24 protein-coding genes and 2 pseudogenes are annotated in these 24306 nt (G+C 59.3%); 13 read left to right on the top strand and 13 right to left on the bottom strand.

Annotation, left to right across the window (positions count from 1 at the left end; all coding sequences use genetic code 11):
- Positions 1 to 40: 40 nt before the first annotated feature.
- The 4 genes from ACJ8PI_RS11000 to ACJ8PI_RS10985 form a co-directional block, all read right to left on the bottom strand.
- Positions 41 to 814, bottom strand: a complete 774-nt coding sequence (locus tag ACJ8PI_RS11000; protein ID WP_033635070.1) for a DUF3307 domain-containing protein — start codon at positions 812 to 814, stop codon at positions 41 to 43.
- Between the two features lie 2 nt (positions 815 to 816).
- Positions 817 to 1413, bottom strand: a complete 597-nt coding sequence (locus tag ACJ8PI_RS10995; RefSeq protein WP_049211431.1) for a hypothetical protein — start codon at positions 1411 to 1413, stop codon at positions 817 to 819.
- A gap of 210 nt (positions 1414 to 1623) precedes the next feature.
- Entirely contained in the window at positions 1624 to 1803 is a 180-nt protein-coding gene (locus ACJ8PI_RS10990) for a hypothetical protein (protein WP_004935085.1), read from the bottom strand.
- A gap of 95 nt (positions 1804 to 1898) precedes the next feature.
- Positions 1899 to 3008: a YbdK family carboxylate-amine ligase gene (locus tag ACJ8PI_RS10985; RefSeq protein ID WP_049211437.1), complete on the bottom strand. Its 1110-nt coding sequence runs from the start codon at positions 3006 to 3008 to the stop codon at positions 1899 to 1901.
- A 150-nt stretch (positions 3009 to 3158) separates the two neighbouring features.
- On the opposite strand from ACJ8PI_RS10985, the gene ACJ8PI_RS10980 reads away from it, so the two are divergent.
- From ACJ8PI_RS10980 to arsC, 3 genes are all read left to right on the top strand, one after another.
- Positions 3159 to 3485: a metalloregulator ArsR/SmtB family transcription factor gene (locus ACJ8PI_RS10980; protein WP_060437775.1), complete on the top strand. Its 327-nt coding sequence runs from the start codon at positions 3159 to 3161 to the stop codon at positions 3483 to 3485.
- Between the two features lie 69 nt (positions 3486 to 3554).
- Positions 3555 to 4838: an arsenic transporter gene (locus ACJ8PI_RS10975; protein WP_060437776.1), complete on the top strand. Its 1284-nt coding sequence runs from the start codon at positions 3555 to 3557 to the stop codon at positions 4836 to 4838.
- Between the two features lie 20 nt (positions 4839 to 4858).
- Positions 4859 to 5290 (top strand): arsenate reductase (glutaredoxin), encoded by a 432-nt coding sequence (arsC, locus tag ACJ8PI_RS10970; RefSeq protein ID WP_049211433.1) that lies wholly within the window; start codon positions 4859 to 4861, stop codon positions 5288 to 5290.
- 27 nt (positions 5291 to 5317) lie between these two features.
- Here the strand turns inward: arsC and ACJ8PI_RS10965 are convergent, their stop codons facing one another.
- Genes ACJ8PI_RS10965 through fdhD form a run of 3 tightly spaced genes read right to left on the bottom strand, consistent with a single transcriptional unit; the run spans position 5318 to position 8133 of the window.
- Positions 5318 to 6280, bottom strand: coding sequence for a Dyp-type peroxidase (locus ACJ8PI_RS10965; RefSeq protein ID WP_033635063.1), 963 nt, complete (start codon positions 6278 to 6280; stop codon positions 5318 to 5320).
- Between the two features lie 34 nt (positions 6281 to 6314).
- Complete coding sequence (locus ACJ8PI_RS10960; protein ID WP_033635062.1) at positions 6315 to 7232, bottom strand: bestrophin family protein; 918 nt, start codon at positions 7230 to 7232, stop codon at positions 6315 to 6317.
- 58 nt (positions 7233 to 7290) lie between these two features.
- Positions 7291 to 8133 (bottom strand): formate dehydrogenase accessory sulfurtransferase FdhD, encoded by an 843-nt coding sequence (gene fdhD, locus ACJ8PI_RS10955; RefSeq protein ID WP_164134325.1) that lies wholly within the window; start codon positions 8131 to 8133, stop codon positions 7291 to 7293.
- Positions 8134 to 8445: 312 nt separating this feature from the next.
- Between fdhD and ACJ8PI_RS10950 the strand changes: the two are divergent.
- The 9 genes and pseudogenes from ACJ8PI_RS10950 to umuC all read left to right on the top strand — a co-directional run.
- Positions 8446 to 8631: pseudogene (locus tag ACJ8PI_RS10950) on the top strand (DNA polymerase V); the annotation flags it as partial.
- A gap of 212 nt (positions 8632 to 8843) precedes the next feature.
- Positions 8844 to 9215, top strand: coding sequence for a hypothetical protein (locus ACJ8PI_RS10945; RefSeq protein WP_125460725.1), 372 nt, complete (start codon positions 8844 to 8846; stop codon positions 9213 to 9215).
- 302 nt (positions 9216 to 9517) lie between these two features.
- Positions 9518 to 9697: pseudogene (locus ACJ8PI_RS10940) on the top strand (SOS response-associated peptidase family protein); the annotation flags it as partial.
- A gap of 188 nt (positions 9698 to 9885) precedes the next feature.
- A complete protein-coding gene (gene umuD, locus ACJ8PI_RS10935; RefSeq protein ID WP_164097542.1) occupies positions 9886 to 10320 on the top strand; it encodes a translesion error-prone DNA polymerase V autoproteolytic subunit in 435 nt (144 codons plus the stop codon).
- 95 nt (positions 10321 to 10415) lie between these two features.
- Positions 10416 to 12953, top strand: a complete 2538-nt coding sequence (locus ACJ8PI_RS10930; RefSeq protein WP_049234747.1) for a TonB-dependent receptor — start codon at positions 10416 to 10418, stop codon at positions 12951 to 12953.
- Positions 12954 to 13120: 167 nt separating this feature from the next.
- Positions 13121 to 13633, top strand: coding sequence for a sigma-70 family RNA polymerase sigma factor (locus ACJ8PI_RS10925; RefSeq protein WP_025303329.1), 513 nt, complete (start codon positions 13121 to 13123; stop codon positions 13631 to 13633).
- Between the two features lie 17 nt (positions 13634 to 13650).
- Entirely contained in the window at positions 13651 to 14568 is a 918-nt protein-coding gene (locus ACJ8PI_RS10920) for a FecR domain-containing protein (protein ID WP_033647829.1), read from the top strand.
- Between the two features lie 220 nt (positions 14569 to 14788).
- Positions 14789 to 15550: an energy transducer TonB gene (locus tag ACJ8PI_RS10915; RefSeq protein WP_049211946.1), complete on the top strand. Its 762-nt coding sequence runs from the start codon at positions 14789 to 14791 to the stop codon at positions 15548 to 15550.
- Positions 15551 to 15730: 180 nt separating this feature from the next.
- A complete protein-coding gene (gene umuC, locus ACJ8PI_RS10910; protein ID WP_164134326.1) occupies positions 15731 to 17017 on the top strand; it encodes a translesion error-prone DNA polymerase V subunit UmuC in 1287 nt (428 codons plus the stop codon).
- On the opposite strand, the gene ACJ8PI_RS10905 is transcribed toward umuC, so the two are convergent.
- Together ACJ8PI_RS10905 and ACJ8PI_RS10900 are read right to left on the bottom strand one after the other, a co-directional pair.
- Positions 16954 to 17937: a GlxA family transcriptional regulator gene (locus ACJ8PI_RS10905; RefSeq protein ID WP_164134327.1), complete on the bottom strand. Its 984-nt coding sequence runs from the start codon at positions 17935 to 17937 to the stop codon at positions 16954 to 16956. The genes umuC and ACJ8PI_RS10905 overlap by 64 nt on opposite strands.
- A 52-nt stretch (positions 17938 to 17989) precedes the next feature.
- Positions 17990 to 18703 (bottom strand): cysteine hydrolase family protein, encoded by a 714-nt coding sequence (locus tag ACJ8PI_RS10900; protein ID WP_039565426.1) that lies wholly within the window; start codon positions 18701 to 18703, stop codon positions 17990 to 17992.
- 375 nt (positions 18704 to 19078) lie between these two features.
- Here ACJ8PI_RS10900 and ACJ8PI_RS10895 point away from each other — a divergent pair, with 375 nt between their 5' ends.
- On the top strand, positions 19079 to 20422 hold the full coding sequence (locus tag ACJ8PI_RS10895) for a colicin-like pore-forming protein (RefSeq protein ID WP_033653600.1): 1344 nt from the start codon (positions 19079 to 19081) through the stop codon (positions 20420 to 20422).
- Positions 20423 to 20473: 51 nt separating this feature from the next.
- On the opposite strand, the gene ACJ8PI_RS10890 is transcribed toward ACJ8PI_RS10895, so the two are convergent.
- From ACJ8PI_RS10890 to ACJ8PI_RS10875, 4 genes are all read right to left on the bottom strand, one after another.
- Positions 20474 to 20890, bottom strand: a complete 417-nt coding sequence (locus ACJ8PI_RS10890; RefSeq protein WP_039565432.1) for an RbsD/FucU domain-containing protein — start codon at positions 20888 to 20890, stop codon at positions 20474 to 20476.
- A 49-nt stretch (positions 20891 to 20939) separates the two neighbouring features.
- Positions 20940 to 21701 (bottom strand): SDR family NAD(P)-dependent oxidoreductase, encoded by a 762-nt coding sequence (locus tag ACJ8PI_RS10885; protein WP_039565434.1) that lies wholly within the window; start codon positions 21699 to 21701, stop codon positions 20940 to 20942.
- A 21-nt stretch (positions 21702 to 21722) separates the two neighbouring features.
- A complete protein-coding gene (locus ACJ8PI_RS10880) occupies positions 21723 to 22958 on the bottom strand; it encodes an MFS transporter (RefSeq protein ID WP_170929829.1) in 1236 nt (411 codons plus the stop codon).
- A 271-nt stretch (positions 22959 to 23229) separates the two neighbouring features.
- On the bottom strand, positions 23230 to 24267 hold the full coding sequence (locus tag ACJ8PI_RS10875) for a LacI family DNA-binding transcriptional regulator (protein WP_164134328.1): 1038 nt from the start codon (positions 24265 to 24267) through the stop codon (positions 23230 to 23232).
- Between the last annotated feature and the right edge of the window lie 39 nt (positions 24268 to 24306).

Genomic DNA, 24306 nt, shown 5'->3' with positions numbered 1-24306 from the left:
GGCACTCACTTCGGGGGCGAAATTCTTCGCCCCCGCTCCGCTACAGCAGTTTGTTGACCAGCAGGCCGAGCATGATGGTCAGCGTGAAGGAAAACAGCGTGCCGAGCAGCACATACTCGGTGCGCATCTTATCGTCGCTCTGGCGCAGATCGCCGAAACGGAAGATAGATTTGGCCGCCAGCAAAAAGCCGATCGCCGGGATTTGCCCCAGCAGCACAAAGGTCAGGATCAGCGTTCTCTCCAGATAGCCAATCTGTTTGCCCGCGCGCAGCAGCGAGTCGTTGTCGGCCTTGGCCGAAGGCGGCATTTGCGGCGTCCAGTGCGCCAGCAGTTGCCCGATCAGCAGGCTCATCGGCAGATAAATCAGGCTGTAGGCCACCAGCACCAGGCCGGTTTGCCAACGCCCCAGTTGCCGCCCCAGCGCGGCGAGCAGTTCACCGGCATTCGGCGTCAGCCCCAGCCACAGCAAAGCGATTACCGCCAGATGCAATCCCTGATCTAGCAGGAAACTGCGGGCCGGGCTCAGGCGGTTCATCGCGGTGACCTTCAGTAAATCGATCAGGTAGTGGCTGACGGCGATGATCAGCAGGCTGGCCAGCACCTGAAGTGAAGAAAGCCCGCCGTGCAGCAGGCCGAAACCGGCCACCACCCAGGCGGCCAGCACCCCGTGCAGCAACGCGTGCAACACCAGAAAACGTGAACGCGCGCGATGCTGGATTTTATCTTCCACCCAACTCAGCGGCTGCAGTGGAAAATCCGCCAGCAGATGGACGAGCAACAGCCAGGCCAGCAAAGGCGCATAGGTCAGATCCATAGTCAGACGATCCTGTTAATGGCGTGAATAAACCGCATGATTTCCTCGTAGGCCGCGCGTTTCAGCGCGGCGGAGACCGTGGAGGCGGCTTTTTGCAGCTGATCCGCCACGGCAGCGCCGCTGTCGGCGAACATTCTCGCCTGGACGATGCGCGCTTCGGTCTGCGACAGGCGGCCAATCACATGATCTAACATCGGCAGCAGATCGCTGACAATGGCGTTTGTCCGATCGTTGTCGGTTTTCAGAGCCAGCCGGCAATTTTTCGCCATGGCGTCCAACGCGCTGCCGGAGTTGATAAAGGCGCTGCCATAGCCGGCGGCGTCGGGCCGTTGGCTGCCCAGCCCGACGGCGACGCGCGCATCCCAGTGCGCGGCGCCCGTTGCCCGCAGCGCGAGGCGAATATACACCGCTAGCAGCAGCCCGTCCTCCGGGGCGGCCTGCGCCTGGAAGGCGTCGCCGCGAAAGATTTCCACCTGATGCAGCCGCCCGTCGCGCCGCAGCCGATCGAGCAGGCTGTGCAGCTCATCGAGGTAGTTGACGGTGTCTGATCGGCGGGAATCGACCAGATCGCCGCTGATTACGCTGATTGGCGTCGGCATGACATGTTCCGATGTTTATAGAAGGATGACTATAAATTCGCACCTAGATACGAATATGTCAATAATTCGCCTGTGAATACGAATTTATCGGCTTTTCGCCTGTGAGGACGAATTGATGCAGGGTGAGGAGGGGAATGAATGGCCGGGAATGCGCGGGCCTGCAGGCTCGCCACCGGCGGCGTAAACGGAAAGTGGCCGGCAACCGGCCGTTCAGAAGCTTTTAACCAGCACGTCACGCGGCATTTCGCTGCCGTGTTTCAGCAGGTGCTCAAACGATCGCTCGCTGCTTTTCAGCTGCTGCAAAAATTCCTGCGGCGACAGATCGTGTTTTTTGCCGCTCATGTAAGCCAGCGCCAGTTCTTTTGCCTGATAGCGGGAGAAGTTGTACATGGTGTCCTCGATACGGTGAATGTCAGTGCTCACGATTGTAGCGAAAGAGCACATAATGAACAGCGGCTTTGGCGTATGGAATCGATAGCCGAAACTTAACTTGCCGGTTGCAACAGCTCATCGCACAGGCGCTTGATCACCTGAGCCTGCGGCAGGCCGTTGTGCAACATCTGGCGGATATGCTCCGAATCGCTGATGCCCTGGCGGACATGGCGCTCGATCGCCTGTAGCACGGCCCGATCCTCCCGTCGCTCGGCGAAACCGCTCAGCGCGTCGAGAGTGTGCAGGATATGGGCGGTCAGGCTGCTGCGGCGCAGCGTCGCGGGATCGACGTATTCGGCGGCGAAACCGCTGCGATAGGCGTTGATCTTGTTGTAATTGGTGAAGGCATCGTATTCCGGCGCGATCGGCGTGCGGTGTTGCAACAGAAAATCAGCCAGCAGACGGCAGTAACCGACCAGCAGCACGGCATGCGTGAGGCGCAGCGGCGTATCGCAGATGCGGATCTCCACCGTGCCCAGCTCCGGTTTGGGCCGCGCATCCCAGTAAATATCCTTGATGCTTTCAATCACGCCGGCGGCGTTCAGCCGTTCGTAGTAGGCGTTGAATTCGCGCCAGCTGTAGATGTGTTCCAGGCATCCGTAGTTGGGGAAGGAATTCTGCGCGCTGAAACGGGAGCTGGCAAAGCGCGTATCGACGCCCTGGTACAGCGGTGACGATGCGCTGAGCGCGATCAGCTGCGGAAAGTAGGGCGTCAGCGCATGGCACAGGTACATCGCTTCGTCCCCGTCGTTGACGCCGAGGTGGATGTGTTGGCCGAACACGCAGGCCAGCTTGGAAAGATAGCCAAAGCGGCTGGCCAGCTGCCTGTAGCGCGCGTTGTCGCTGATGACCTGCTTGCGCCAGTCGTTGCTCAGATGGCGGCCGCCGCCGCAGACGTCACAGCCCAGGCGCTGCGCGCTGCGCCGGACGGTATGGGTCAGGGCGCGCAGCTCGGCGTGCAGCTCATCGAGATCGCGGTGCACCGAGCTGTTCAGCTCCACCATCGATTTGGTGAGCTCATGTTTGACGCGCCGGCGGTCGCCGACCGCGCTGACCACCCGGTCGGCCCGATCCGTAAGATCGTAGTGCTTGTCATCGACCAGCTGCAGCTCTATTTCGGTGCCGATGGAGAGCCTTTCCGAACGTTTGAATGTGAGCGGCATGGTGCCTCCTTCCTGCAAGAACAGCATAAAGATAAGTATATGCCTCGGCGAGGGGGGCAACGTTTTGTGTTTTATATTTGTTTTTCCGAATATGAAAATGGTATCTTCATGAGCGATTTGTGGAGACGATAAGGTTAACGGGAGTGCGACATGACGTCATTGACGCCGCTGAAGCTGTTTAAAAACCTGTCGGACGAGACGCGTCTGACGCTGGTGCTGTTGCTGCGCCACGCCGGCGAGCTGTGCGTGTGCGAGTTGTCGGGCGCATTGGTACTGCCGCAACCCAAAATCTCAAGGCATTTGGCGATGCTGCGTGAAAGCGGGCTGTTGCTCGATCGGCGCGATGGCAAGTGGATATATTATCGCCTGTCGCCGCATATGCCGGCTTGGGCGGCGGGGATTATTGAGCAAGCTTATCAGTGTCGGGCAGAACAGATGATGGAGTTGGGGCAACGTGTAGCGAAAGGCTGCCCGTAACGGTAAAAAATTTGCGCAAACACATACGAAAAATCGAATATGTAGATGTGAAGAGGCGGTGAGACGGCGATGATAGTGGCAGGAGCGATCTTTATTCTGACGTTGGCCTTGGTTATCTGGCAACCGAGAGGGCTGGGCATTGGCTGGAGCGCGGCGTTCGGCGCGGGATTGGCATTACTGAGCGGCGTGGTGCACGTCGGCGATATTCCCGTGGTGTGGCAGATAGTCTGGAATGCGACCGCGACCTTTATCGCCGTCATCATCATCAGCCTGCTGCTGGATGAGAGCGGCTTCTTTGCCTGGACTGCTCTGCACGTCGCGCGCTGGGGCAACGGCAAAGGCCGATGGCTGTTTACCTACATGCTGCTGCTGGGGGCCGTGGTGGCGGCGCTGTTTGCGAACGACGGCGCTGCGTTAATCCTTACGCCAATCGTGATCGCCATGCTGTCGGCGCTCGGCTTTCGCCCTGCGGCGGTACTGGCTTTCGTGATGGCGGCGGGCTTTATCGCCGATGCCGCCAGCCTGCCGCTGGTGGTGTCCAATCTGGTGAATATCGTTTCGGCGGATTTCTTCCGGCTGGGCTTTACGGAGTATGCGGCGGTGATGGTGCCGGTCAACCTTGCCGCAGTGGCGGCGGCACTGGTGATGTTGCATCTGTTCTTTCGCAAGGATATTCCGCGGCGCTACGCGTTGACGCGTTTACCGATACCCCAAGAAGCGATTCGCGATCGTGCGACTTTCCGAGCCGGCTGGGCGGTATTGGCGCTGTTGCTGATTGGCTTCTTCGCTCTGGAGCCGCTCGGCGTGCCGGTGAGTTTGGTCGCTGCCTGCGGCGCGCTGGTTCTGCTGGCGGTGGCGAAACGTGGGCGCGCGATCGACACCGGCAAAGTGCTGCGCGGTGCGCCCTGGCAGATCGTGATTTTCTCGCTGGGCATGTATCTGGTGGTCTACGGGCTGCGCAATGCCGGCTTGACCGAGCTGCTTTCCGGCGTGTTGGACGCGCTGGCGCGGCAGGGGCTGTGGGCGGCGACGCTCGGCACCGGCTTCCTGAGCGCGTTTCTCTCTTCCGTCATGAATAATATGCCGACGGTACTGGTGGGGGCGTTGTCAATCGACGGAAGCGGCGCGGAAGGCGTCATCAAGCAGGCGATGATTTACGCCAACGTCATCGGCAGCGATCTCGGCCCCAAAATCACCCCGATCGGCAGCCTGGCCACGTTGCTGTGGCTGCATGTGTTGGCAAGGAAGAACATCGTCATTACCTGGGGCTATTATTTTCGCGTGGGGCTGGTGATGACGCTGCCGATCCTGTTCGTCACCCTGGCCGCGCTGGCGCTGCGGCTGTCCGTTTGATCCTGATAGGAGAAACCGTCATGAGCAGTATCAAGATTTATCACAACCCGGCTTGCGGCACGTCGCGCAATACGTTGGCGCTGATCCGCAACAGCGGCGGTGAGCCGGAGGTGATTTTGTATCTGGAAACACCGCCCAGCCGTGAACGGTTGATTGCGCTGCTGGCCGAAATGGGGATGACGCCACGCGCGCTGCTGCGTAAAAACGTCGAGCCTTACGCCGAGCTGAAACTGGATGAGACCGGCTGGAACGATGAGCAACTGATTGACTTCATGCTGCAACAGCCGATTTTGATCAATCGGCCCATTGTGGTGACACCGCTCGGCACGCGCTTGTGCCGGCCGTCGGAGGCGGTGTTGGATATTCTGCCGGATCCGCAGCGCGGGGCTTTCAGCAAAGAGGATGGGGAGCCGGTGATCGATGCGCAGGGCTGCAGGATAACCAAAGGTTGATCGCTGCGGCCCTGCGCCCAGGCAAAATCAGTGCAGTTCGGCGCCGCTGCGATCGGCCAGTGCTTCCAGCAGCGGGGCGGACGGCACGAAGAACAGGGTGCCGGTCACCGCGTGGCTAAAATCGAGCAGCCGATCGTAGTTGCCGGCCGGGCGGCCGATAAACATGTTTTCCAGCATCTGCTCGATTGGCTGCGGAGAGCGCGCATAGCCGATAAAGTAGGTGCCGAATTCGCGCAGGCCGGGGCGGCCGAACGGCATGTTGTCGCGCAGAATTTTCACCTCGTTGCCTTGCTCGTCGGTGATGGTGGTCAGCGAACTGTGCGATGACGACGGTTTGACCGCTTCATCCAGTTCGATGTTGGACTGCTTATGGCGGCCGATGATCTTCTCCTGCGTTTCCACGCTGAGCGAGTTCCAGCCCTGCATATCGTGCAGGTATTTTTGCACCAGCACATAGCTGCCGCCGCTGAACGCCGCGTCTTCGTCGCCGATCACCGTGTAGTCGAAGGCTTCGTGCCCCTCCGGGTTCTCCGTGCCGTCGACGAAGCCGATCATGGCGCGCTGATCGAAGTAACGGAAGCCGTGCACCTCTTCGACCACCGTCACGGCGTCGCCGAGCTTGCCGACCAGCTGCGAGGCCAGTTCGAAACACAGATCCATTTCATCGGCGCGGATATGCAGCAGGATATCGCCGGGCGTGGCGACGGCGACGCGTTCCCCGCTGCCGATCGGGCTGAACGGATGCAGCTGGCGAGGGCGCGGGGCGCCAAACAGCGTATCCCAGGCTTCGGAGCCGAAGCCGCAAACGCAGGTGAGGTTGCCCGCCGGCGCGCGTTTGCCGACCGAACGCACCACGGCGGCGATGTCGCCGCACCAGGCGCGCACCGCCGCCAGATGGGCGGGAACGGGCGACAGGGTGGCGACGATGAAGATGGCATGGCGCGTTACCGGCGTGAATACGGCTTGCGGCGGGTTGTTGTTTGCATTCATTGCATTCGGCTCCAGTGTGTTCGGGTGAAATCGATCAGATCAAATTAAAGTGCTCGTCGGGTTTCATCGGCGGCGGCAGCGGGCTTTGGTCGTTCATTTCCAGCAGGTTGCGCTCGATGGTGTTGCAGATGGCGTTTAACGGCAGATGGTTGGCCGACACGCCGAACGGATCTTCCAGCTCTTCGGCCAGTGAGTCCCAGGATAAGAAGGTATAGGAAATGAACACCGAAACAAACGGTGTCATGTAATGCAGATCGGTCACCAGGGCAAAAGGCAACAGGCTGCAGAACAGGTAAACGGTGCGCTGCAGGATCAGGGTATAGGCGAACGGCACCGGCGTGCTGGCGAGCCGTTCACAGCCGCCGAGGGCGTGGGACAGCTCGCTCAGCTTGTTGTCGAGCAGCTCGAAGGTGATGTCGCTCAGCAGCCCCCGTCGGCGCAGCTTGCCGATCTCCTGGCCCAGCATCAGCAGGATGCGGTTGGTCGGCATCGGGCTGGCGATCACCTCCGCCAGCTCTTTGCTGCTGAGGTTGTGGTACAGATCGGCGGTCGGATCGGTGGCGCGCAGCTGATGCTTCAGGCTCCAGCTGAAGGCGATCAGCAGCTTGGCGACCTTCTGGTGCACCGCCGGTTCGTCCGGCAGCAGGCTTTTTATCTGGCGCAGCAGGGATCGCTCGGTAATCAGCAGCGAGCCCCACAGGTTGCGCGCTTCGACAAAACGGCTGTAGCCGGCGTTATTGCGAAAGCCGAGAAAAATCGCGATGGCGATACCCAGCAGGCTGAACGGCGCGATGGTCAAATGCACGCCGAGCTGTTCGTACCATTGATAGCTGATCACCGCCACTATCGACATCAGCACGTTCAGCGACAGGCGAAAGGTGATCTTTGACAGCACGGAACCGTGCCAGGCGAACAGGCGAAAAAACCAGTTCTGGTTCGGGCGAATTATCATGACGTGGGTGCTTCCTGGTGTCCTGCTATTGAGAATAGTCGATTCTTATCCGGCGGCGCTATGCCGCCGTCGTCGATTGCCAGAGCCGCTGCGGGTGCGTATAGACGGTGGCGCGCCCTGGCTTGCTGAAGCCCACTAGCGTCAGGTTGCTGCGCTCGGCCACCTTGACCGCCAGGCGGGTGGCGGCGGAAACGGCGAACAGGATCTCGACGCCGCACATGGCGGATTTTTGCACCATTTCATAGCTGGCGCGGCTCGACACCAGCGCCGCCCCTTGCAGCCACGCCTGTTGGCTGCGGTAGCCCAGCAGCTTGTCGAGCGCCACGTGGCGGCCGACGTCTTCACACCCGCCGCTGAGCGCGCCATCTGGCTGGATCCAGGCCGCCGCGTGGGTGCAGCCGGTCAGTTTCCCCACCGTTTGCACCTCCTGCAGCTGCGCCAACGCCCGGTCGAGCAGGGCCAAATCGAAGCGTTGCGTGAAGGGCAGCGGCGCGATGGGCTGGGCGACCTCCTGCAGTTGTTCCACCCCGCAGACACCGCAGCCGGTGCGGCCGGCCAGGCTGCGGCGCTTCTCTTTCAGCTGCATAAAACGGCGGCTCGAGAGTTCCACATGCACTTCAATGCCGTTGCAGGCCGGTTGCTGGCGGATGTCGTAGATATCGTCGGGGGAGGCGATGATGCCTTCGGACAGCGAAAAACCGATGGCGAAGGCCGCCAGATCTTTCGGCGTCGCCATCATCACCACGTGGGAAATGCCGTTGTACACCAGGGCGACCGGCACTTCTTCCGCCAGCCAATCCTGTTGCGCCTGGGCCAGACCGTTGCGCTGCCAGACCGCGTGGCGCGACAGGCATTCCTGTTCGATATCGTCGGTTTCTGCGAGGAGTAGGTGCTTGTTCATAACGTTCTCGTGACCGTCGGTGACGAGGCGCCGACGGGGATGAATTCTTATTAGCAGGTGTGGGGATTATACAGGATTCTGATCCCGCTCGCGCAGGGAATGACGTCTGCCGGCGACCCCACCAGGTTATCCACAGTTTTGGTGGATAACGTGTGTGCAAGGGGCGGTGAAACCCTTAGCAGGCGTAAAAAAAAATCGCTCAGAAAATTATTATATTACGCGGCAAAGCGCGATCTGCAGGGGGATTGGGGGTTGCACGCGTTCGCGTTTTATTTATGTTATACTGTATAAATATACAGATTGGTTGTGATTATGCTGAGCAATTCAAGGTTGTATGCTTTTTCACCAGATGAACCCCTGACGTTACCGCTGTTTGCCGATCGCGTGGCCTGCGGCTTTCCTTCCCCGGCGCAGGACTATGTCGAGAGCAGGCTGGATATCGGCAAGCTGCTGGTGCGGCACCCCAACGCCACCTACTTCGTGCGCGCCAGCGGCGAGATGGAGCGTGCAGGATGGATCAGGCACTACCGACAGATTAAGAAACTGAGCATCCGAGAAACAGCAGACGCGACAGGCTACAGTACTTCCCAAGTTTGTCGCATTCAGGCCTTCTATAAAGAAGTTGAGACTGATTAAAAAGCAGCCTTAATGTACAATAATTTTCGATATCCAAACTGACCCCATGAACAATCAATGAGTAGAGGTGAAAGATGATTTCATACAAAAAAACCATACCTGCTCTTGTCATATTCGCTTTATCTAATGCTGTGGCATATGCGAATGATTTCGACAAATCAAATGAAGCGATGGCAATTTCAGCAATAGGTTTTTCTGGCTCAAATGCTCGTGTTGCACATGATGTTTGTGGGGCAACCAATGAGAAAATTGATAAATATAAAAAACAAATAAAAGACTCATTAACTAGAACATTAAAGTTTGAACAGTCAGGATTCGATACGCATTGGGATAATGGTTGGAAAAATGCTGATTTTTTGGTTAAGTCATTAAGTAATGATGAAGCCTATAAAAAAGAATATTGCCGAGAGGTTTTAGATGGAATTAATAATCCTGAAATGAATTAAGGATTATTCCTTATTCGGGGTTCTACGCCGGAACCCCAGATTTTTCCGTCCGCTAAAATTATCCCCGGTTGAGCAGCTTTATACCGTCAGCTCGCAGTGGACCATCAGGGAAAATGTGGCGGTACAGCGTTTGTCGGGTTATCCCAAGCTCCTGGCATAACGTACTGACTTTCGTCTCTGGCCGTCCCATTGATGCCATTGCCAGTCGCAATTTTATTGGCGTCATTTTGTAAGGCCGTCCGCCGTTCCTCCCGTGAGGCAAGGCCTGCCGCTGTTCTTTGCGGCGCTGTACGCAGCAGAGACCGACGGCCGCGCGCGACTGGCTCGACACCCGCTTAGTCCCGCCCTCTGGTCAAATGCAGGCTGACGTGTACAGCCTGCAGGCAGAGGATTTCGTCTGGCAACCGGTATCGCCCGCCGTCGGCGCCGTTCGCAATGACAATCCCTCATTCATCCTGCCCATCGATACGCCAACGGTCTGAGTGCCGCATTATCCACAGTTTTGGTGGGTATCATGTGTGTAAACACACGCGAAGAACGCCAAAAGCTGCAGGAAAAATCACTCAGAAAATTATTATATTACGCGGGAAAGCGCGATCCGCAGGGGGATAGGGGGTTGCACGCGTTCGCGTTTTGTTTATGCTTAACTGTATAAATATACAGTTTGGTTATGATTATGCTGAGCAATTCAAGGTTGTATGCTTTTTTACCAGGTGACCCCCTGACGTTACCGCTGTTTGCCGATCGCGTGGCCTGCGGCTTTCCTTCCCCGGCGCAGGACTATGTCGAGAGCAGGCTGGACATCGGCAAGCTGCTGGTGCGGCACCCCAACGCCACTTACTTCGTGCGCGCCAGCGGCGAGTCGATGATCGACGGCAATATCCAGGATGGCGATCTGCTGATCGTCGACAGCGCCCTGACGCCGGAGCACGGCAATATCGTGATCGCCGCGGTGGACGGCGAATTCACCGTCAAAAAGCTGCAGCGCCACCCCGACGTGCGGCTGTTGCCGATGAATCCCGCCTATGCGCCGATCGTGTTCGACGACGAGGCGCAGCTGGAGATCTTCGGCGTGGTGACCTTTATCGTCTACGCGGCGCGGTAACTTCGGCCCTTTTTTTCATTTTTTTCTGCCCGATCTTTTCGTTGGCGTGACCTCTCTACTGAGTTTCCAGTTCAATACACTCAGGGGAATCCTTCATGGCCATAAAAAACAAGAACGGCGCAGGGCGTACGTTCACATCAGCCAAACGCATTACCGGGAAGCGCGTCGCTATCGGGATAGGATGCGCACTATCGGGCATGCTTACCTCCGCGATGGCGGCACCCGGTGCGTCGGCATCACCCTCGGCGGTCGAACAGCCCGCTATCCTTTCTTTCGCCATTCCCGCCGGTGATCTGGCGCCCGCCTTGCAGACGGCGGCCGCTAAGGCCGGCGTGATAGTGATTTTCACGCCCGAACAGACGCGTGGAAAAAGCACCGCGGGCCTGCAGGGACATTATCGCCTCACCGACGCGTTCAATACGCTGTTGGCGGGCAGCGGATTGCGCGCTCAGCAAACCGCACAGGGATATCGGTTGGTCGACGCCGGGCCGGTTCAGCCGTTGACGATACCGGAGCTGTCGGTGGTCGGCGGTTTGTCCGACAGCGTCGCCGCCGGCCGTTCGGTGCTGGATAAAGAAGACATCGAACGCGTGCAGGCAGACAATATCGCCAGTTTGCTTGATCGCTTGCCCGGCGTAGGGATGGCGGGATCGCCGCGCCCGGGCGGCCAAAGCCTGAATATCTGGGGCATGGGCGACATGGAAGATGTGAAGGTGGTGCTGGACGGGGCGCCGAAGGGATTTGAGAAATATCGGCAGGGTTCGGTATTCATTGAACCCGAATTGCTGAAAAAGGTTGAGGTCGATAAGGGGCCGCACAATCTGTTGAACGGCAATGGCGGCTTTGGCGGAACCATTACGCTGGAGACCAAAGATGCCGGGGATATGCTGCTGCCGGGCGAAGATTTTGGCGGCTTGCTGAAATACAGCTACCACACCAACGATCGCCAGGGCATTTACAGCGGTGCGTTGTACGGCCGTACGCCGGAAGGATTTGCCGACGGTTTGATCTACATGAGCAAGCGTGACGGCGGCAACCTGAAGCGGCCGGACGGCACGCGCTTTGCCTATTCCGCCAACGATCAGGCTTCCTACCTGTTAAAAACCAATATTTATCTGAGCGAGGCGCAAACGCTGACGCTATCGGCGATGCGCTCCGATTCCGATGGCTGGCAGCCTTTTGCCGCCAAGCGGGACGATATCGCCGCGCCCAGCCAGGCGGATATCGATAAATATGGCCGGGAAGAAGCGTGGCGCCGCATTCTGGTGTATCGCGACCAGACGGACACCAATTACTCGGTGAAATGGAATCTGGCGCCGGAAGCGCAGCCGTTGCTGAATCTGACGCTGTCTTATGCCTATTCGAAGACAGAACAGCATGACAAGCGGCCGGATTCCGCTTCAAAGTTCAGCTATCTCGGTACGTTGGGCAATGAAAGCTGGGTGAACTATACCGATCGGCAGTTTGACGTCAGCAATGAAAGCCGTTTCGCCAGCGGGCCGCTGGAACACAAGCTGTTGCTCGGCGCGCGTTGGCATAAACACCAGCGCGATACCCTGATGTATTACCCCTCGCAGGTGAAAAACGCCAGTTACAACTACGGCTATTTCCAGCCGTATTACATGCCGGCGGGCGAACAGGAAACCCGCAGCGTTTATCTACAGGATGCGGTCAGCTTCGGCAGCCTGACCGTGACGCCGGGCGTGCGTTACGATCATGTGACCAATACCGGGCAACCGAACCGGGCGCCGCGCTATAACGACAGCGATCCGCTCGTGGGCCATGATTACAGCAGCGTGACCTATACCGGCTGGTCGCCGCATTTGGGCGTGATGTGGAAAGCGACGTCGAATCTGTCCCTGTTTGCCGACGTTAGCCGCACCTGGCGCGCCCCGGTGATCGACGAACAGTACGAAGTGCAATACGCCGCTTCCAGCGTGCCCGGCACCAGCCGCGGCCTGCAGGTGGAACGCATGACGGGCGTGCGCCTTGGCGCGGTGCTGGACTTCAACGATGTGTTGATGGCGCGAGACAGCCTGCAGATCCGCACTACGCTGTTCCGCAATCGCGGCAAGGACGAGATTTTCTATCGTCGCGGCGTAGTGTGCGACGCCGCACGGCATGGGGGCCAATGTGGGCAACCGTTGTCGAACTATCGCAACTTGCCGGGCTATACCATTGAGGGCGTGGAGCTCGAATCGTTTTATGACAGCGAAAGCCTGTTCGGCAGCCTGTCGTTCTCCTCGATTCGCGGCAAACGCGACGCTTCACCGCGCGATCCGTGGGGCAACGAAACCTGGATTGCCGAAATTCCACCCGTTACGGCACACGCGATGCTGGGTATGAAAGTACCGCAGTGGGACATGGCCTTCGGCTGGACCGGCGATTTTGTGCGTAAACAGGATCGTTCACCGGCCGACGGCGATCCGATGGCCGTTGTCTGGGCGCTGCCGAAAACGTCGGGTTATGCATTGCACGGCCTGTTCGCCTCGTGGCAGCCCAGCGGTTTGCAGGGCTTCGAAGCTCGCGTCGCGGTGGACAACCTGTTCAACCGCGATTATTACCCTTACCTGGGCGAATCGGTGTCCGGCGTAGGGCGCAACATCAAGTTTAGCGTTAGCCAACGTTTCTGAATATCCTGCTAACAGGGGCCATTTTGGCCCCTTTTCACGTTTTCTCTCCCGTATTTCCCTACTTTTTCGCCGTTTATAAATCATCAGCAATCGCTTGACACAGAAGTTACAATTTTAAAATAATAATAATTATCATTTTCAATCTCATTATCAATTGGTGTCACCGAATGGCAAGGAAAGAGGCCGCGGCAGCCAACGGGTTTGCTCAACAGCTTTACCTTGAGCACCACAGTTGGTTATGCCATTGGCTGAGACAGAAGGTCGGGTGCGCGCATCACGCCGAAGACCTGGCGCAGGATACGTTCATCAGTATTTTACTGAGTCCGCAGTTGCTTGCCATTCGGCAACCACGCCCCTTCCTGGCGACCGTGGCGCGCCGGCTGGTGGCGAATTATTACCGACGTAAAACAATCGAAGAGAGCTATCTGCAGGCCTTGAGCGAGCTGCCTGCGATCGAGGCGCCCTCGCCGGAGGTCCGTCAACAAACCCTCGAAATGCTCGAACAGTTGGATCAGGCGTTGGACGGATTGCCGGCGCACGTTCGCGAGGCTTTCCTGTTGGCGCACCTGCAGGGCATGCGTTATTGCGACATCGCTGAACGTTTGCGGGTGTCGACCAGTTCGGTAAAACAATATCTGCAGCGCGCCAATTTGCACTGTTTCTTTGCATTGGCGGCGTAACGGCAGGTGCGGAACCCATGATGGAATCGGATATCGATCGGCAGAGCGCGCGTGAGGCCGCCGCCTGGTTAACCCAGCTGATGTCGGAAGAGGCAAGCGACGCGGATAGGGAAAACTGGCGGCGTTGGTATCAGGCGAAACCGGAAAATGAACGCGCCTGGCGGCATATCGCCGCGTTTTCATCCCGTTTTTCTCTGCTTAACGGGGCGGCGGCGCAGCGTAGTCTGTCGCAGTTGCCAAACCCGCAACGCCGCCGGTTGCTGAGAAGCCTGGCGGCCATCGGCGTGGTAGGGTCGGTTGGCATCGGTTCTGGCGCGCTGCCATGGCGCCCCTGGCTGGCGGATTACCGCACGGCGGTGGGGGAGCAGCAAACCGTCGCGTTGGCGGATGGCGCGCAGTTGATGCTGAACACGCAAACGGCGGTCAACGTCAGCCTTCAGCAGGCCGCATTGCTGGAAGGTGAAATGATGGTGAATCTGCCGCCGGAAAGCGGCGCGTTGACGGTGAGGCTGCCGCAGGGCGAGATCGTGGCGCAGGCTGCTCGCTTCAGCGTTCGCCTGTGGGAAACCTACAGTGATATCGCCGTTTATCTTGGCCGAGTCACGATCCTTTCGCCGGCGCATCGGAACGCGGTGCTCAACGCCGGTCAGGGCGGCAGATTAAGCCGGCAAGGCATTGGCGATCCGTACCGCGTGACGCAAGAGCCCGGTTGGCGGCAAGGCATGCTGTTGGCCGACAACATGCGGCTGGACGACTTCCTGATGGAGCTGGGGCGTTATCGTCAGGGCGTTATTCGCTGCCGGCCGGAGGTCGCCGGCCTGCGGCTCTCCGGTGCGTTCCCGCTGGCTGACCCCGAGCGCGTCATTGCGGCTCTGCCCGGTGCGCTGCCGGTTAGGGTAAATATGCTGTCAAAATACTTCATTACCGTGTCCTAAAGTTTTTTACTCTGCCATTAGGGTATTTCCTTTTCGTTTGGCCTGTTCTTTCTCGTTCCCTGCCCGGTGCCGCGTGCCTAAACGACCTTTCTGACATACCCCGACCGCCGTTGACCGCTGCGTACGTTGGTCTGTTTCACGCTTAACCTGAGTATCGTTTTCCATGTTGAATCACAACGTATTACCTGCCGATTTATCTTTACCGCCTACAGGCGGGCGATTGCGCTGGGCTACCGCCAATGTGTTGGCGTTGGGTCTGCATGGTGCGTTGTTGTTTGGCCTTGGTTATCACCTGGTGCCACCGTTGCTGCCCGCGGCGCAACCGATGGTGTTGATGATGGTTGCTGAGCAGGCGGAATCGATCCCCAACGCAGAGCCAATGCCAACCGGCGTGCGCCAGGTGCAGGCGGTGGCGCAACGGCAGGCCAACCGGGAACCGGAGGCGGCGATGCCTCCGCTGATTCATGCGCCGCGTGCGACGGAGCAGCAGAGCAAGGCCAAAGGGCAACGGAACGACCCCATCAGACCGAAGACGGAACCGCCGCGTCCAAGGCAAAAGGAACAGGAAAAAATAGCGTCTGCAAGCTCAATAGCATCAAGCACCAGCGCGCCGCCGTCTCTGGATGGAAAGCGTGTTGCCGCGCCGCAAACCAGCGTGGCGTCGCAGCCGAGCCAGGATGCCTCGGTCTGGAGCGGCCTGCTGTTGGCGCATTTGAGCCGTTTCAAACGCTACCCGGCCCTGGCGGTACGCCAGCAGCGCCAGGGCATTGTTCAGGTTGCCGTGACGTTGGATCGGCAGGGGAACGTGCTGGGTGTGAAGCTATTGCGATCGAGTGGGGTTGCTTCGCTCGACCGGGAGGCGCTTCAGTTACCGCAGCGCGCTTCTCCACTGCCCGCGCCCGGCAACGAGATCGCAGCGGGGCAGGCGGAATTCAGCGTGAACATTCCGATTCGTTTCGATCTGCGTGAAGTTCGCCGTTAATGAAAAACTTGGCTCCAGGTAAACGGAGGCTGAGTTAAAAGCCAATGCGCATCAAACGGATAGCAGCGATGGGGTGGTTTCTACTTGATCGTCGCCAGAAAAATACAAATACTGTATGCATGAACAGTAATCTGGTGCCGTTATGAATAACAACCCACTGACGATGAAAGGTCGGTAACCATGTTCGCCCTGGTAGACGTCAACAGCTTCTACGCTTCCTGCGAGACCATCTTTCGGCCCGATCTGCGGGGGCGGCCGGTGATCGTGCTGTCCAACAACGACGGCTGCGTGATCGCCCGCAGCGCCGAGGCGAAGGCGCTGGGCGTGCCGATGGGCGCGCCTTATTTCAAGATCAAAGAGGAGATGCGCCGCCGCAACGTCGCGGTGTTCTCCTCTAACTACGCGCTGTACGCCGATATGTCCCGCCGGGTGATGGACACGCTGGAAGAGATGGCGCCGGCGGTGGAGATCTACTCGCTGGATGAAGCCTTTCTGCGGCTGGACGGCGTGGCGCACTGCGAAGCGCTGGAGCCGTTCGGCCAGCGGGTGCGCGATCGCATCCGGCGCGAGCTGCATTTAACGGTCGGGGTCGGCATTGCGCCGAGCAAAACGCTGGCCAAACTGGCCAACTTCGCCGCCAAGAAATGGCGCGGTACCGGCGGCGTGGTGGATTTATCCGATCCGGCGCGCCAGCGCAAGCTGCTGGCGCTGATCCCGGTGGAAGAGGTATGGGGCGTGGGGCGCCGCCTGACTCGCCAGCTGCAGGCGATGGGCATTCACACCGCGCTGCAGCTGGCGGACTGCGATACCCGGCTGGCGCGTAAAACCTTCAGCGTGGTGCTGGAGCGCACGATACGCGAGCTGCGCGGCGAGTCGTGCCTGCAATGGGAAGATGAGGCGGCGGCGAAAGAACAGATCATCTGTTCCCGCTCGTTCGGCCAGCGGTTGACGCACTACCCGCACATGCGCGAGGCGATCTGCAGCTACGCCGAACGCGCCGCCGAAAAGCTGCGGCAGGAAAAGCGCTACTGCCGTAACGTGTCGGTGTTTATCAAAACCAGCCCGCATTCGGCGGGCGAAGGGTATTACAGCAATATGGGCACCGCCCGGCTGCAAACCCCGAGCAACGACAGCCGCGACATCATCGCCATGGCGGTGCGCGCGCTGGAAAGCATCTGGCAGGAAGGGCGACGTTACCTGAAGGGCGGCGTGGTGCTGGGCGATTTCAGCGCCGCCGCCATGGCGCAAATCGATCTGTTCGACGACTGCCCGCCGCGCCGCAACAGCGAGCGGTTGATGGCGACCCTCGATCGCCTGAATCAGGAAGGGCGCGGGCGCGTGTGGTTCGCCGGGCAGGGGATCGTCAAGCCGTGGCAAATGAAGCGCGAAATGCTGTCGCCGGCCTACACCACCCGGCTGACGGATATTCCGGTGGTGCGGCTGTCGCCGCGAAACTCGCGCCGGTAGCGCGAGGGCGAGGTGTTCAGTTGCTTAAGAAAGTGGCGCCGCAATGAGGTGGTAGAGGGAAAGCCGACCTTTTCCGCGATGGTTTCCACCGAGCAGTCGCTCTTTTCCAGCAAACGCTGTGCGGCGATGAGGCGCTGATTCAGCAGCCAAAGCGAAAAGCGGGTGCCGGTGGTTTGCTGAAACCGGCGGGTAAAGCTGCGGCGGCTCATGCAGGCTTTCTGCGCGAGACTATCCAACGACAGCGTCTGATGCAGGTTTTCCATCGCCCAGGCCAGCGCCAAGGAAAAGTTATCCCCCTGGCGGGTATTTTGCACCGGCAGCGCGACATACTGCGATTGTCCGCCTTGCCGGTGAGGGGGCACCACCAGGTGGCGCGCCGCCTGCGCCGCCATGTCAGCCCCCCAGCGTTTTCTCACCAGGTGCAGGCAGCAATCGATGCCGGCGGCGGTGCCGGCCGACGTCACGACATCCCCTTCATCGAGATACAGCACGTCATTTTCGACGAGCACCGCCGGATAACGTTGCTGAAAGTCCGGCAGCCAGCGCCAGTGGGTAGTGGCCCGGCGATGATTCAGCAGGCCCGCCGCCGCCAGCACGAATGCGCCCATGCAAAGGCCGACGACGGTGGCGCCGGCAGCATGGGCATGGCACAGCGCATCCAGCAGTGCGGGTTCCGGCTGGCGGGCCGGATCGTCCCAACTGGGCACGATCACCATGTTCATGCCGCTCAGCGCGCCGAGCCCAAGGTTGACCACAATGGAAAAACCGGCATTGGTTTTCAGCTCGCCAGGCTCGGCGGCGCACAGGGTCAGTTCGCACAGTGGTGCGCCTGAAGGCGCCAGCACTTTTTCAAACACCGCAAAAGGCACCGAAAGGTGAAAGGGAATGATGCCGTCGAAAACCACAATGCCTATTTTCATCCGCGATAACGCCTCTTGCAGTGCGCGCCGCCGGGGAGCGGCGCGCTGAACCTTATTTGGTCACCGGCAGCGCCAGGATGCTCCCGGTAGTTTTGATTTCCGCGAACACGTCCGCCACCGCGGCCAGCGCCGCCCGCTGCAACACGCGGTGATCGACCACGCCACCCGCGCCGTCGTCCAGATCGCGCGTCGCCGTCGCGTCTTGCGGGATCAACACATCATAGCCGAGCGGCACCGCGTCGCGTGCGGTAGAAGAGATGCACATGTGCGTCATCAAACCGGCCACAATCAGCGTTTTGATGCCCTGCTTCTTCAGCTGCGCATCCAGATCGGTGCCGACGAACGCGCTCGGCGTTGCTTTGGTGATCACCGCATCCCCTTTAGCGGGTTGCAGCGCCTGATGGAATTCGGCGTAGACCGAGCCTTCGGCAAACAGCGGGCCGTTGGCCGGCCCCAGATGCCGCACGAAATAGACCGGCATGCCGTTTTTGCGGGCGAACTCAACCAGCTTGTTACTGTTATCCAACACCTTCTGGCCATCCGGGATCACCATTTTGCCGCGAAAGCCGCTGCCTGCGTAATATTCATTCTGGATATCCACCACGATCAGCGCCGTTTTAGCGGCGGCCAGGGCAGTGGTGGCGGGGGCGCCAGACATGGCCCTGATGGTTTTACTATTCACGTTTACGGTCTCCTGAGCCAATGCATTGAAGGAAGCGGCGCCCATCATGGCGGCCAGCAAGGTGGCATGAACCAAAGCTTTCATTTGTATTCTCCTGTTAACGATAAGTTCGGGAGCCATTATTTGCCATCTGCTCATCGTGCAAGAGTAGGGCAGGTGACCACATTCGGTACTTTTGGGCCAACTTCGTGTGCGGCTGTTATCTGAATCGGGATCGGAAGCCGCAGCATATCCCCCCCTCCTGTAAGCGCCTTCTATTTATGACTATCAAGTTTTTCGGTCGTCATATTTCTGCCGTTAACGCCGTTTCTCTTTGTTTAATCTGCCACACAGCCACCATGCATTGTTCTTGTTGCTGTGAATTTCTATAACGGACGGGCAGTTAAAAATTGGTTTGCCGAGAATTACGTCGTGCGTATTTCTCGGCATGTTGATAATAAAGAAATAAGGATTAAGCATATGCCTGGATTTAATTATGGCGGTAAAGGGGATGGAACTAACTGGAGTTCTGAACGTGGTACGGGCCCAGAACCTGGGGGCGGTGATAAGGGCCATTCCGGCGATCGCGGCGGCGCCAGTGTTGGCAACAGCCCGGAACAGCAACAGATAGCGGCGATCCAAAACGATCCGGCGTTGCGCATGAAGCTGGCGGCGGTGATCAAGGCGGCGCGCAGAATCAACCCGGATGCACAATTGCGTATTGAAAGCGTCAGCCCGTCTGGCACGCTGAGCCTTTCTGCCACCGGTCTGACGGCCGATCAGGCTAAGCACATTGGCCTGGGTGGACTGGTGATGGGAGTCAACGCCAAGGGAGGAATGGTGGCGATCGGGGATATCGAAACCGGCCATGCGCGCAAGACCTCAACCCCCGGTAAAGGTGGTAATAATGGCCTGAACGCCGGGCAGATCGGCGCCTCCTCGTTAGGCAGTTTCGTGACAGACTCACACCGCGATCGGCCCGTCAACGGCTGGCATGGTAACGGCAAAAGCGGTGAGTTCTCGACGACCCGCACGACCGGGAGTTATTTCGGCTTTCATCATTTGAAGGTGGAAAAGCAAGCCGGAATGGCGACCTACAGTCTCTACTATAAGGCCAATAAGAACCGGCCCGCGTTTATCGCCGTGGTGAGAGGGGATAATCTGAATGGCATGGAGGTGAAATATGCCAACGGTAAGCCGGTGAAATCTCCAGGCTCGGTAAAAAATATCGTTAAGGAGTTCGTCGAATATCAAAATGCGGAATTAAAAGCGATCAAGGATGGCGTCAGCCTGGCCGCCGGCATCAATAAAGATATCGCGGAAAAGCTCGGCGCGAAATACGCCAAGCTCGCCAAGGATTTGGAGGCAGGAATTCAAGGCAGATATATCCGCAATGTGCAGGATGCGGAAAAAACCTACGAGCAATTAACGAAGGGCTTGAACAAAAAGCTCAAGGCGCAGGATAAAGCGGCGATTGTCGCCTGGTTGAAAAAGATCGATGCGGAACAGTATGCCCGCAATGCGCGGGTATTGGGCAAGGCGTTTACCGGCGTGGATTGGGCGATTAAAGGGGCGGACCTGACAAACGCCGCGATCGAGGGTTTCTCTACCGGCAGCTGGAAAGCGTTCCGTAATCAGCTTGAGGCGCTCGGGTTGTCCATCGGGGCAGGCTACACGCTCTCCGCTATCGCCGCGTTTTTCGCGCCGACGCTGGTGTCGTCGACGGTGGGCATTTTTGCATTCGCTTATCTGTTTGGCTGGGCTACCAGCTATATCGATGCGGCTCTTGCAGGAGAACTGGAAAAACTGATTGTGGATCTGTAACCGCAAGAGGGGGGGAGCCCCCTCTTTTTATCCTATCGACATGTCCCTTTCTCACCCCCCCGGCGCCACCGTTAGCAGCAGGTTGGCGAAGCGGCGCTGTTCGCCGGAGGCGATCACCAGCAGTGTCCGATCCGATTTGACTGCGGCGTAGAACGCCTCGCGCGGCAGGTGCTCTACCGGGCACTGCGCCGGCAGCAGCTGCCGGTATTCGGCTTCGATGGTGTTGGTGAAGTCCGGCGGGCAGGCCATCAGCGCCGCGCTTTCCACGTTGATGCAGGTCAGCAGCTTTTCCAGGATTGGCGGGGCGGCGAGTGTGCCGGGCGCCAGGTTCAGATAGACCACGGTGGCGTCTTTCGGCGCGTGGGTCACGCAGGCGTAGTTGCCGTCGGCGATCAGCACCTGGGTCTTATGCCCGCATTGCGCCAGCGCGGCGAGCAGCGGCGGGTGGGTGATGGCGGATTTGATCATAAAGCGATTCCTGAATGAGGGGGCGGCAGCCGTGCCGCCCGCGGTTGAACTACATGCGGTAGATGCCGCCGTTGATGTCGAGGGTGGCGCCGGAGATGAAGCCGTCGTATTCCGCCGCCAGGAAGGCGATGGCGCGCGCTACGTCGTCCGGCGTGCCTGCACGGCCCAGCGGAATGGCGCGAACGGTTTCCTCCGCCGATTCTTGGGTGGTGTGGCGATTATGGAAGCGGGTGCCGAGGATCAGGCCGGGCGCCACCGCGTTCACCCGGATGCCGTATTCACCCAGCTCTGCCGCCAGCGAGCGCGTCCAGGTGAGCACCGCACCCTTGGTGGCGGAATAGACCAGCGAGCCGGAGTGCCCGCCGGCGCGGCCGGCCTGCGAGGCCAGGTTGACGATGCTGGCGCCGTTTGCCGCCTTCAGGAACGGCAGTGCGCTCTGGGTCACGTTCAGCATGGTGGTCATGTTCACGTCGATCACGGTTTGCCAGAAGGCGCGGTCGATCTCGCCCAGCCATTTGCGCCCGACGATGCCGCCGACGTTATTGACCAGAATGTCGATGCCGCCGAGAAACTCGGCGCCGGCCGAAACGCAGCGCAGCGTTTCGTCGCTATCGATGAGATCGGCGTAGCCGTAAGCGGCCTTTTGCCCCAATGAATGGGCCAGCGCCACCAGCGCTTTGGGGCCGCTTTCGTCGCTGTGATAGTGAAAATAGATGTCGCAACCGGCCTTGATCAGCCGCTCTGCGGTGGCGCGGCCGATGCCCTGTTCCGCCCCGGTGATAAACACCTTTTTGCCCGCAAGATCGCCCATGATTGACTCCTTATTGGTTCGTTAAGTATTGATGACGCCTTCACGCTGTTTCGCGCAGTAGAAAATGCAGATCAACCCGGTGGCCAACAGGCACGAGGCCAGGAAAAACAGCCCCGGCGCGCTGCTGCCGGTCAGATCGTTCAGTACGCCCACCGCATAAGGCGCGACGAAGCCGCCGATATTGCCGATGCAGCTGACCACCGCCAGCCCGGCGGCCGCGGCCGCGCCGGTGGAAATATTGGCGGGCATAGATAAAAACGGCGGCACGGCGGTGTAGATGCCGATGGCGGCGATGCACAGGAACGACAGCGCGACGAGCGGATCGTATTTAAAAAATGTCACCGCCCCCATCAGGCCGATAGCGGCGACCACCATGCTAAGGCCGGCGAACACGCCGAGCTTTTTGGTTTTGCTGGCCCACAGGCTCCACGGGTACACCAGCAGCGCGGCCAGGCCGTAGGGAATGAGCGCCAGCAGGCTGACGCGGAAGATATCGCCGCCGGAGAGGGCGGTAATGATCGACGGCAGCCAGGTGCCGAAGCCGTAAATGCCGCACACCATGCCGAAGTTGAGCAATGCGTAGAGCAGGTATTTCTTGTTTTTCATCCCTTTCAGGAAGTCGCCCAGCGTGATTTTAGAGCCGGATTTAGAGCGGCCGGCGTTGCTCATCAGCCAGGCCTTTTCCTCCACGTTCAGATAGCCGACGTCCTTGGGCGAGTTCTTGATCAGGAACGGGATCAGCAGGCCGATGACGATCGGCGGCAGCCCTTCGAGGATAAACAGCAGCTGCCAGGGAGCGAACCCGAACCAGTCATGCTGAATATTGAGAATAAAGCCGGAAATCGGCGAGCCGACGGCGTTGGACAGCGGCTGGACGATGATGAACATGCCGAGGATTTTGGTGCGGTATTTTTCCGGGAAGAACACCGTAAAGTAATACACCACCGAGGGAAAGAATCCGGCTTCGCATACGCCCAGCATAAAACGGCAGATATACAGCTCCAGCGGCGTGCGCACAAAGCCGAGCAGGGTCGCGAAGATGCCCCAGGAAATTAATATTCTGGCGAACCAGATGCGCGGGCCGAATTTAATGGTGCCGGCGTTGCTGGGTATTTCAAACAGGAAATAGCCGATAAAGAAAATCCCGGAGGCGAAGCCGAAGGCCGAGGCGGTCAGGCCCAGGTTATCTTCCAGCGCTTTGGCGGCGTAGGCCATGTTATTGCGATCGAGAAACGCCAGGAAATACAATAAAATCATGAGGGGGACAATATGCAGCGTCAATTTCCTGATAGCGCTGCGTTCAATATCCTGCGGCTTGCTTATTTTCATTTTGATATTTCCAATGTGGTTAATCGGAATAATAGAGGCCCGGCTCATTACCCTGAGCTGAACGTTAAATAACGGCACGACGCTGATTCATTGAGACGCGGGCATCCCTTAAGCCCGACGGCCTTTTCCTTTGTTTTTGGCTGACACCGATCCGGACGATGCCGCGGCGCATCGCCTGGGGAAGACGCTGTTATTTCAGTTAGCCGGCGGCTTTGACCGAGCGCCGGCTGATGACCGTCGGCGGGAAGAGAAACTCGCCGGGCGGTTGCGCATCATCGTTGATGCGGCCGATCAGGCGCTCGACCATCAGCTGCGCCATCTCCGCCAGCGGCGGCCTGACGGACGTCAGCCCCGGTTCGGCCAGGCCAGCCAGCGCGATATTGTCGATGCCGATCACCGAGATGTCTGCGGGCACCTGGACGCCGGCGGCGCGCAGCCCCACCATCAGCCCGATGCCCAGCGCATCGTTAATCGCCACGATACCGTCCGGGCGCGGCGTCAGCGCGAGCACGCGCGGCGCCAGCGTCAGCCCTAATTCGAACATTTCCGTGTCGCCGTAGGCGCTGTTGGCTTTGCCTTCGATCACCCGTTGGCGTTCGCTCAGGCTGTGCCCCAGCGCACTTAGAAAACCGTCGATCTTGTGGCTGCGCCCGACGGTCAGCGTCGCTTCGGTGGCGAACACAATGTGTCGGCAGCCGCGTTCGAGCAGGTGCTGCGCGGCCAGGCGCCCGGCGGCGATATTGTCCATCGACACGCTGTCGAACAGCCGGGTATCGGTGGCCATCGGCTCGGCGAACGGGCTGTCGTAGCTGACAATCTTCATGCCTCTCTCGGCCGCCCGAACAAAATGGGTCTGGCGAATGTCGCTCGCCGCCACGATGATGCCGCGCACACCATGCAGGAACATATCGTCGATAAACGCGGCCTCTTCCTGTTCTTGGCGGTAGGCGTTGCCGAGCAGGACGCGGTAGCGATAAGCCCGCGCCGCGCCGTCGACCGCATGCGCCAGCGCCGAAAAGCTCGGGTTGACGATCGACGGCAGCAGCAGGCCGATGATCTTGGCCTGCGGCGCGGGTGCCGCCGCCGTTCGGGCCGGCCGATACCCCAGGGTCGCCATCGCTTGTTCGATGCGCTCACGGGTCTGCGCGCTCATCTGGTGGCTGCGGTTATTCAGCAGGTTCGACACGCTGCTGATGGACACGCCGGCCAACCGCGCGACATCTCGAATATTTGCCATTTGCCGATACCTTGCTGCCTGCCGTTAGCCTGCAATCTA

The organism is Serratia sp. CY82433 (assembly GCF_052166535.1).
Taxonomy (GTDB): Bacteria; Pseudomonadota; Gammaproteobacteria; order Enterobacterales; family Enterobacteriaceae; genus Serratia; species Serratia sarumanii.
The sequence above is the reverse complement of the archived record's forward strand: the minus strand, read 5'-3'. Positions and strand labels throughout refer to the sequence as shown.

Coding starts and splice junctions, on each gene's coding strand:
- ACJ8PI_RS11000 (WP_033635070.1), bottom strand. CDS start 814: ATGGATCTGACCTATGCGCCTTTGCTGGCCTGGCTGTTGCTCGTCCAT.
- ACJ8PI_RS10995 (WP_049211431.1), bottom strand. CDS start 1,413: ATGCCGACGCCAATCAGCGTAATCAGCGGCGATCTGGTCGATTCCCGC.
- ACJ8PI_RS10990 (WP_004935085.1), bottom strand. CDS start 1,803: ATGTACAACTTCTCCCGCTATCAGGCAAAAGAACTGGCGCTGGCTTAC.
- ACJ8PI_RS10985 (WP_049211437.1), bottom strand. CDS start 3,008: ATGCCGCTCACATTCAAACGTTCGGAAAGGCTCTCCATCGGCACCGAA.
- ACJ8PI_RS10980 (WP_060437775.1), top strand. CDS start 3,159: ATGACGTCATTGACGCCGCTGAAGCTGTTTAAAAACCTGTCGGACGAG.
- ACJ8PI_RS10975 (WP_060437776.1), top strand. CDS start 3,555: ATGATAGTGGCAGGAGCGATCTTTATTCTGACGTTGGCCTTGGTTATC.
- arsC (WP_049211433.1), top strand. CDS start 4,859: ATGAGCAGTATCAAGATTTATCACAACCCGGCTTGCGGCACGTCGCGC.
- ACJ8PI_RS10965 (WP_033635063.1), bottom strand. CDS start 6,280: ATGAATGCAAACAACAACCCGCCGCAAGCCGTATTCACGCCGGTAACG.
- ACJ8PI_RS10960 (WP_033635062.1), bottom strand. CDS start 7,232: ATGATAATTCGCCCGAACCAGAACTGGTTTTTTCGCCTGTTCGCCTGG.
- fdhD (WP_164134325.1), bottom strand. CDS start 8,133: ATGAACAAGCACCTACTCCTCGCAGAAACCGACGATATCGAACAGGAA.
- ACJ8PI_RS10945 (WP_125460725.1), top strand. CDS start 8,844: ATGATTTCATACAAAAAAACCATACCTGCTCTTGTCATATTCGCTTTA.
- umuD (WP_164097542.1), top strand. CDS start 9,886: ATGATTATGCTGAGCAATTCAAGGTTGTATGCTTTTTTACCAGGTGAC.
- ACJ8PI_RS10930 (WP_049234747.1), top strand. CDS start 10,416: ATGGCCATAAAAAACAAGAACGGCGCAGGGCGTACGTTCACATCAGCC.
- ACJ8PI_RS10925 (WP_025303329.1), top strand. CDS start 13,121: ATGGCAAGGAAAGAGGCCGCGGCAGCCAACGGGTTTGCTCAACAGCTT.
- ACJ8PI_RS10920 (WP_033647829.1), top strand. CDS start 13,651: ATGATGGAATCGGATATCGATCGGCAGAGCGCGCGTGAGGCCGCCGCC.
- umuC (WP_164134326.1), top strand. CDS start 15,731: ATGTTCGCCCTGGTAGACGTCAACAGCTTCTACGCTTCCTGCGAGACC.
- ACJ8PI_RS10905 (WP_164134327.1), bottom strand. CDS start 17,937: ATGAAAATAGGCATTGTGGTTTTCGACGGCATCATTCCCTTTCACCTT.
- ACJ8PI_RS10900 (WP_039565426.1), bottom strand. CDS start 18,703: ATGAAAGCTTTGGTTCATGCCACCTTGCTGGCCGCCATGATGGGCGCC.
- ACJ8PI_RS10895 (WP_033653600.1), top strand. CDS start 19,079: ATGCCTGGATTTAATTATGGCGGTAAAGGGGATGGAACTAACTGGAGT.
- ACJ8PI_RS10890 (WP_039565432.1), bottom strand. CDS start 20,890: ATGATCAAATCCGCCATCACCCACCCGCCGCTGCTCGCCGCGCTGGCG.
- ACJ8PI_RS10885 (WP_039565434.1), bottom strand. CDS start 21,701: ATGGGCGATCTTGCGGGCAAAAAGGTGTTTATCACCGGGGCGGAACAG.
- ACJ8PI_RS10880 (WP_170929829.1), bottom strand. CDS start 22,958: ATGATTTTATTGTATTTCCTGGCGTTTCTCGATCGCAATAACATGGCC.
- ACJ8PI_RS10875 (WP_164134328.1), bottom strand. CDS start 24,267: ATGGCAAATATTCGAGATGTCGCGCGGTTGGCCGGCGTGTCCATCAGC.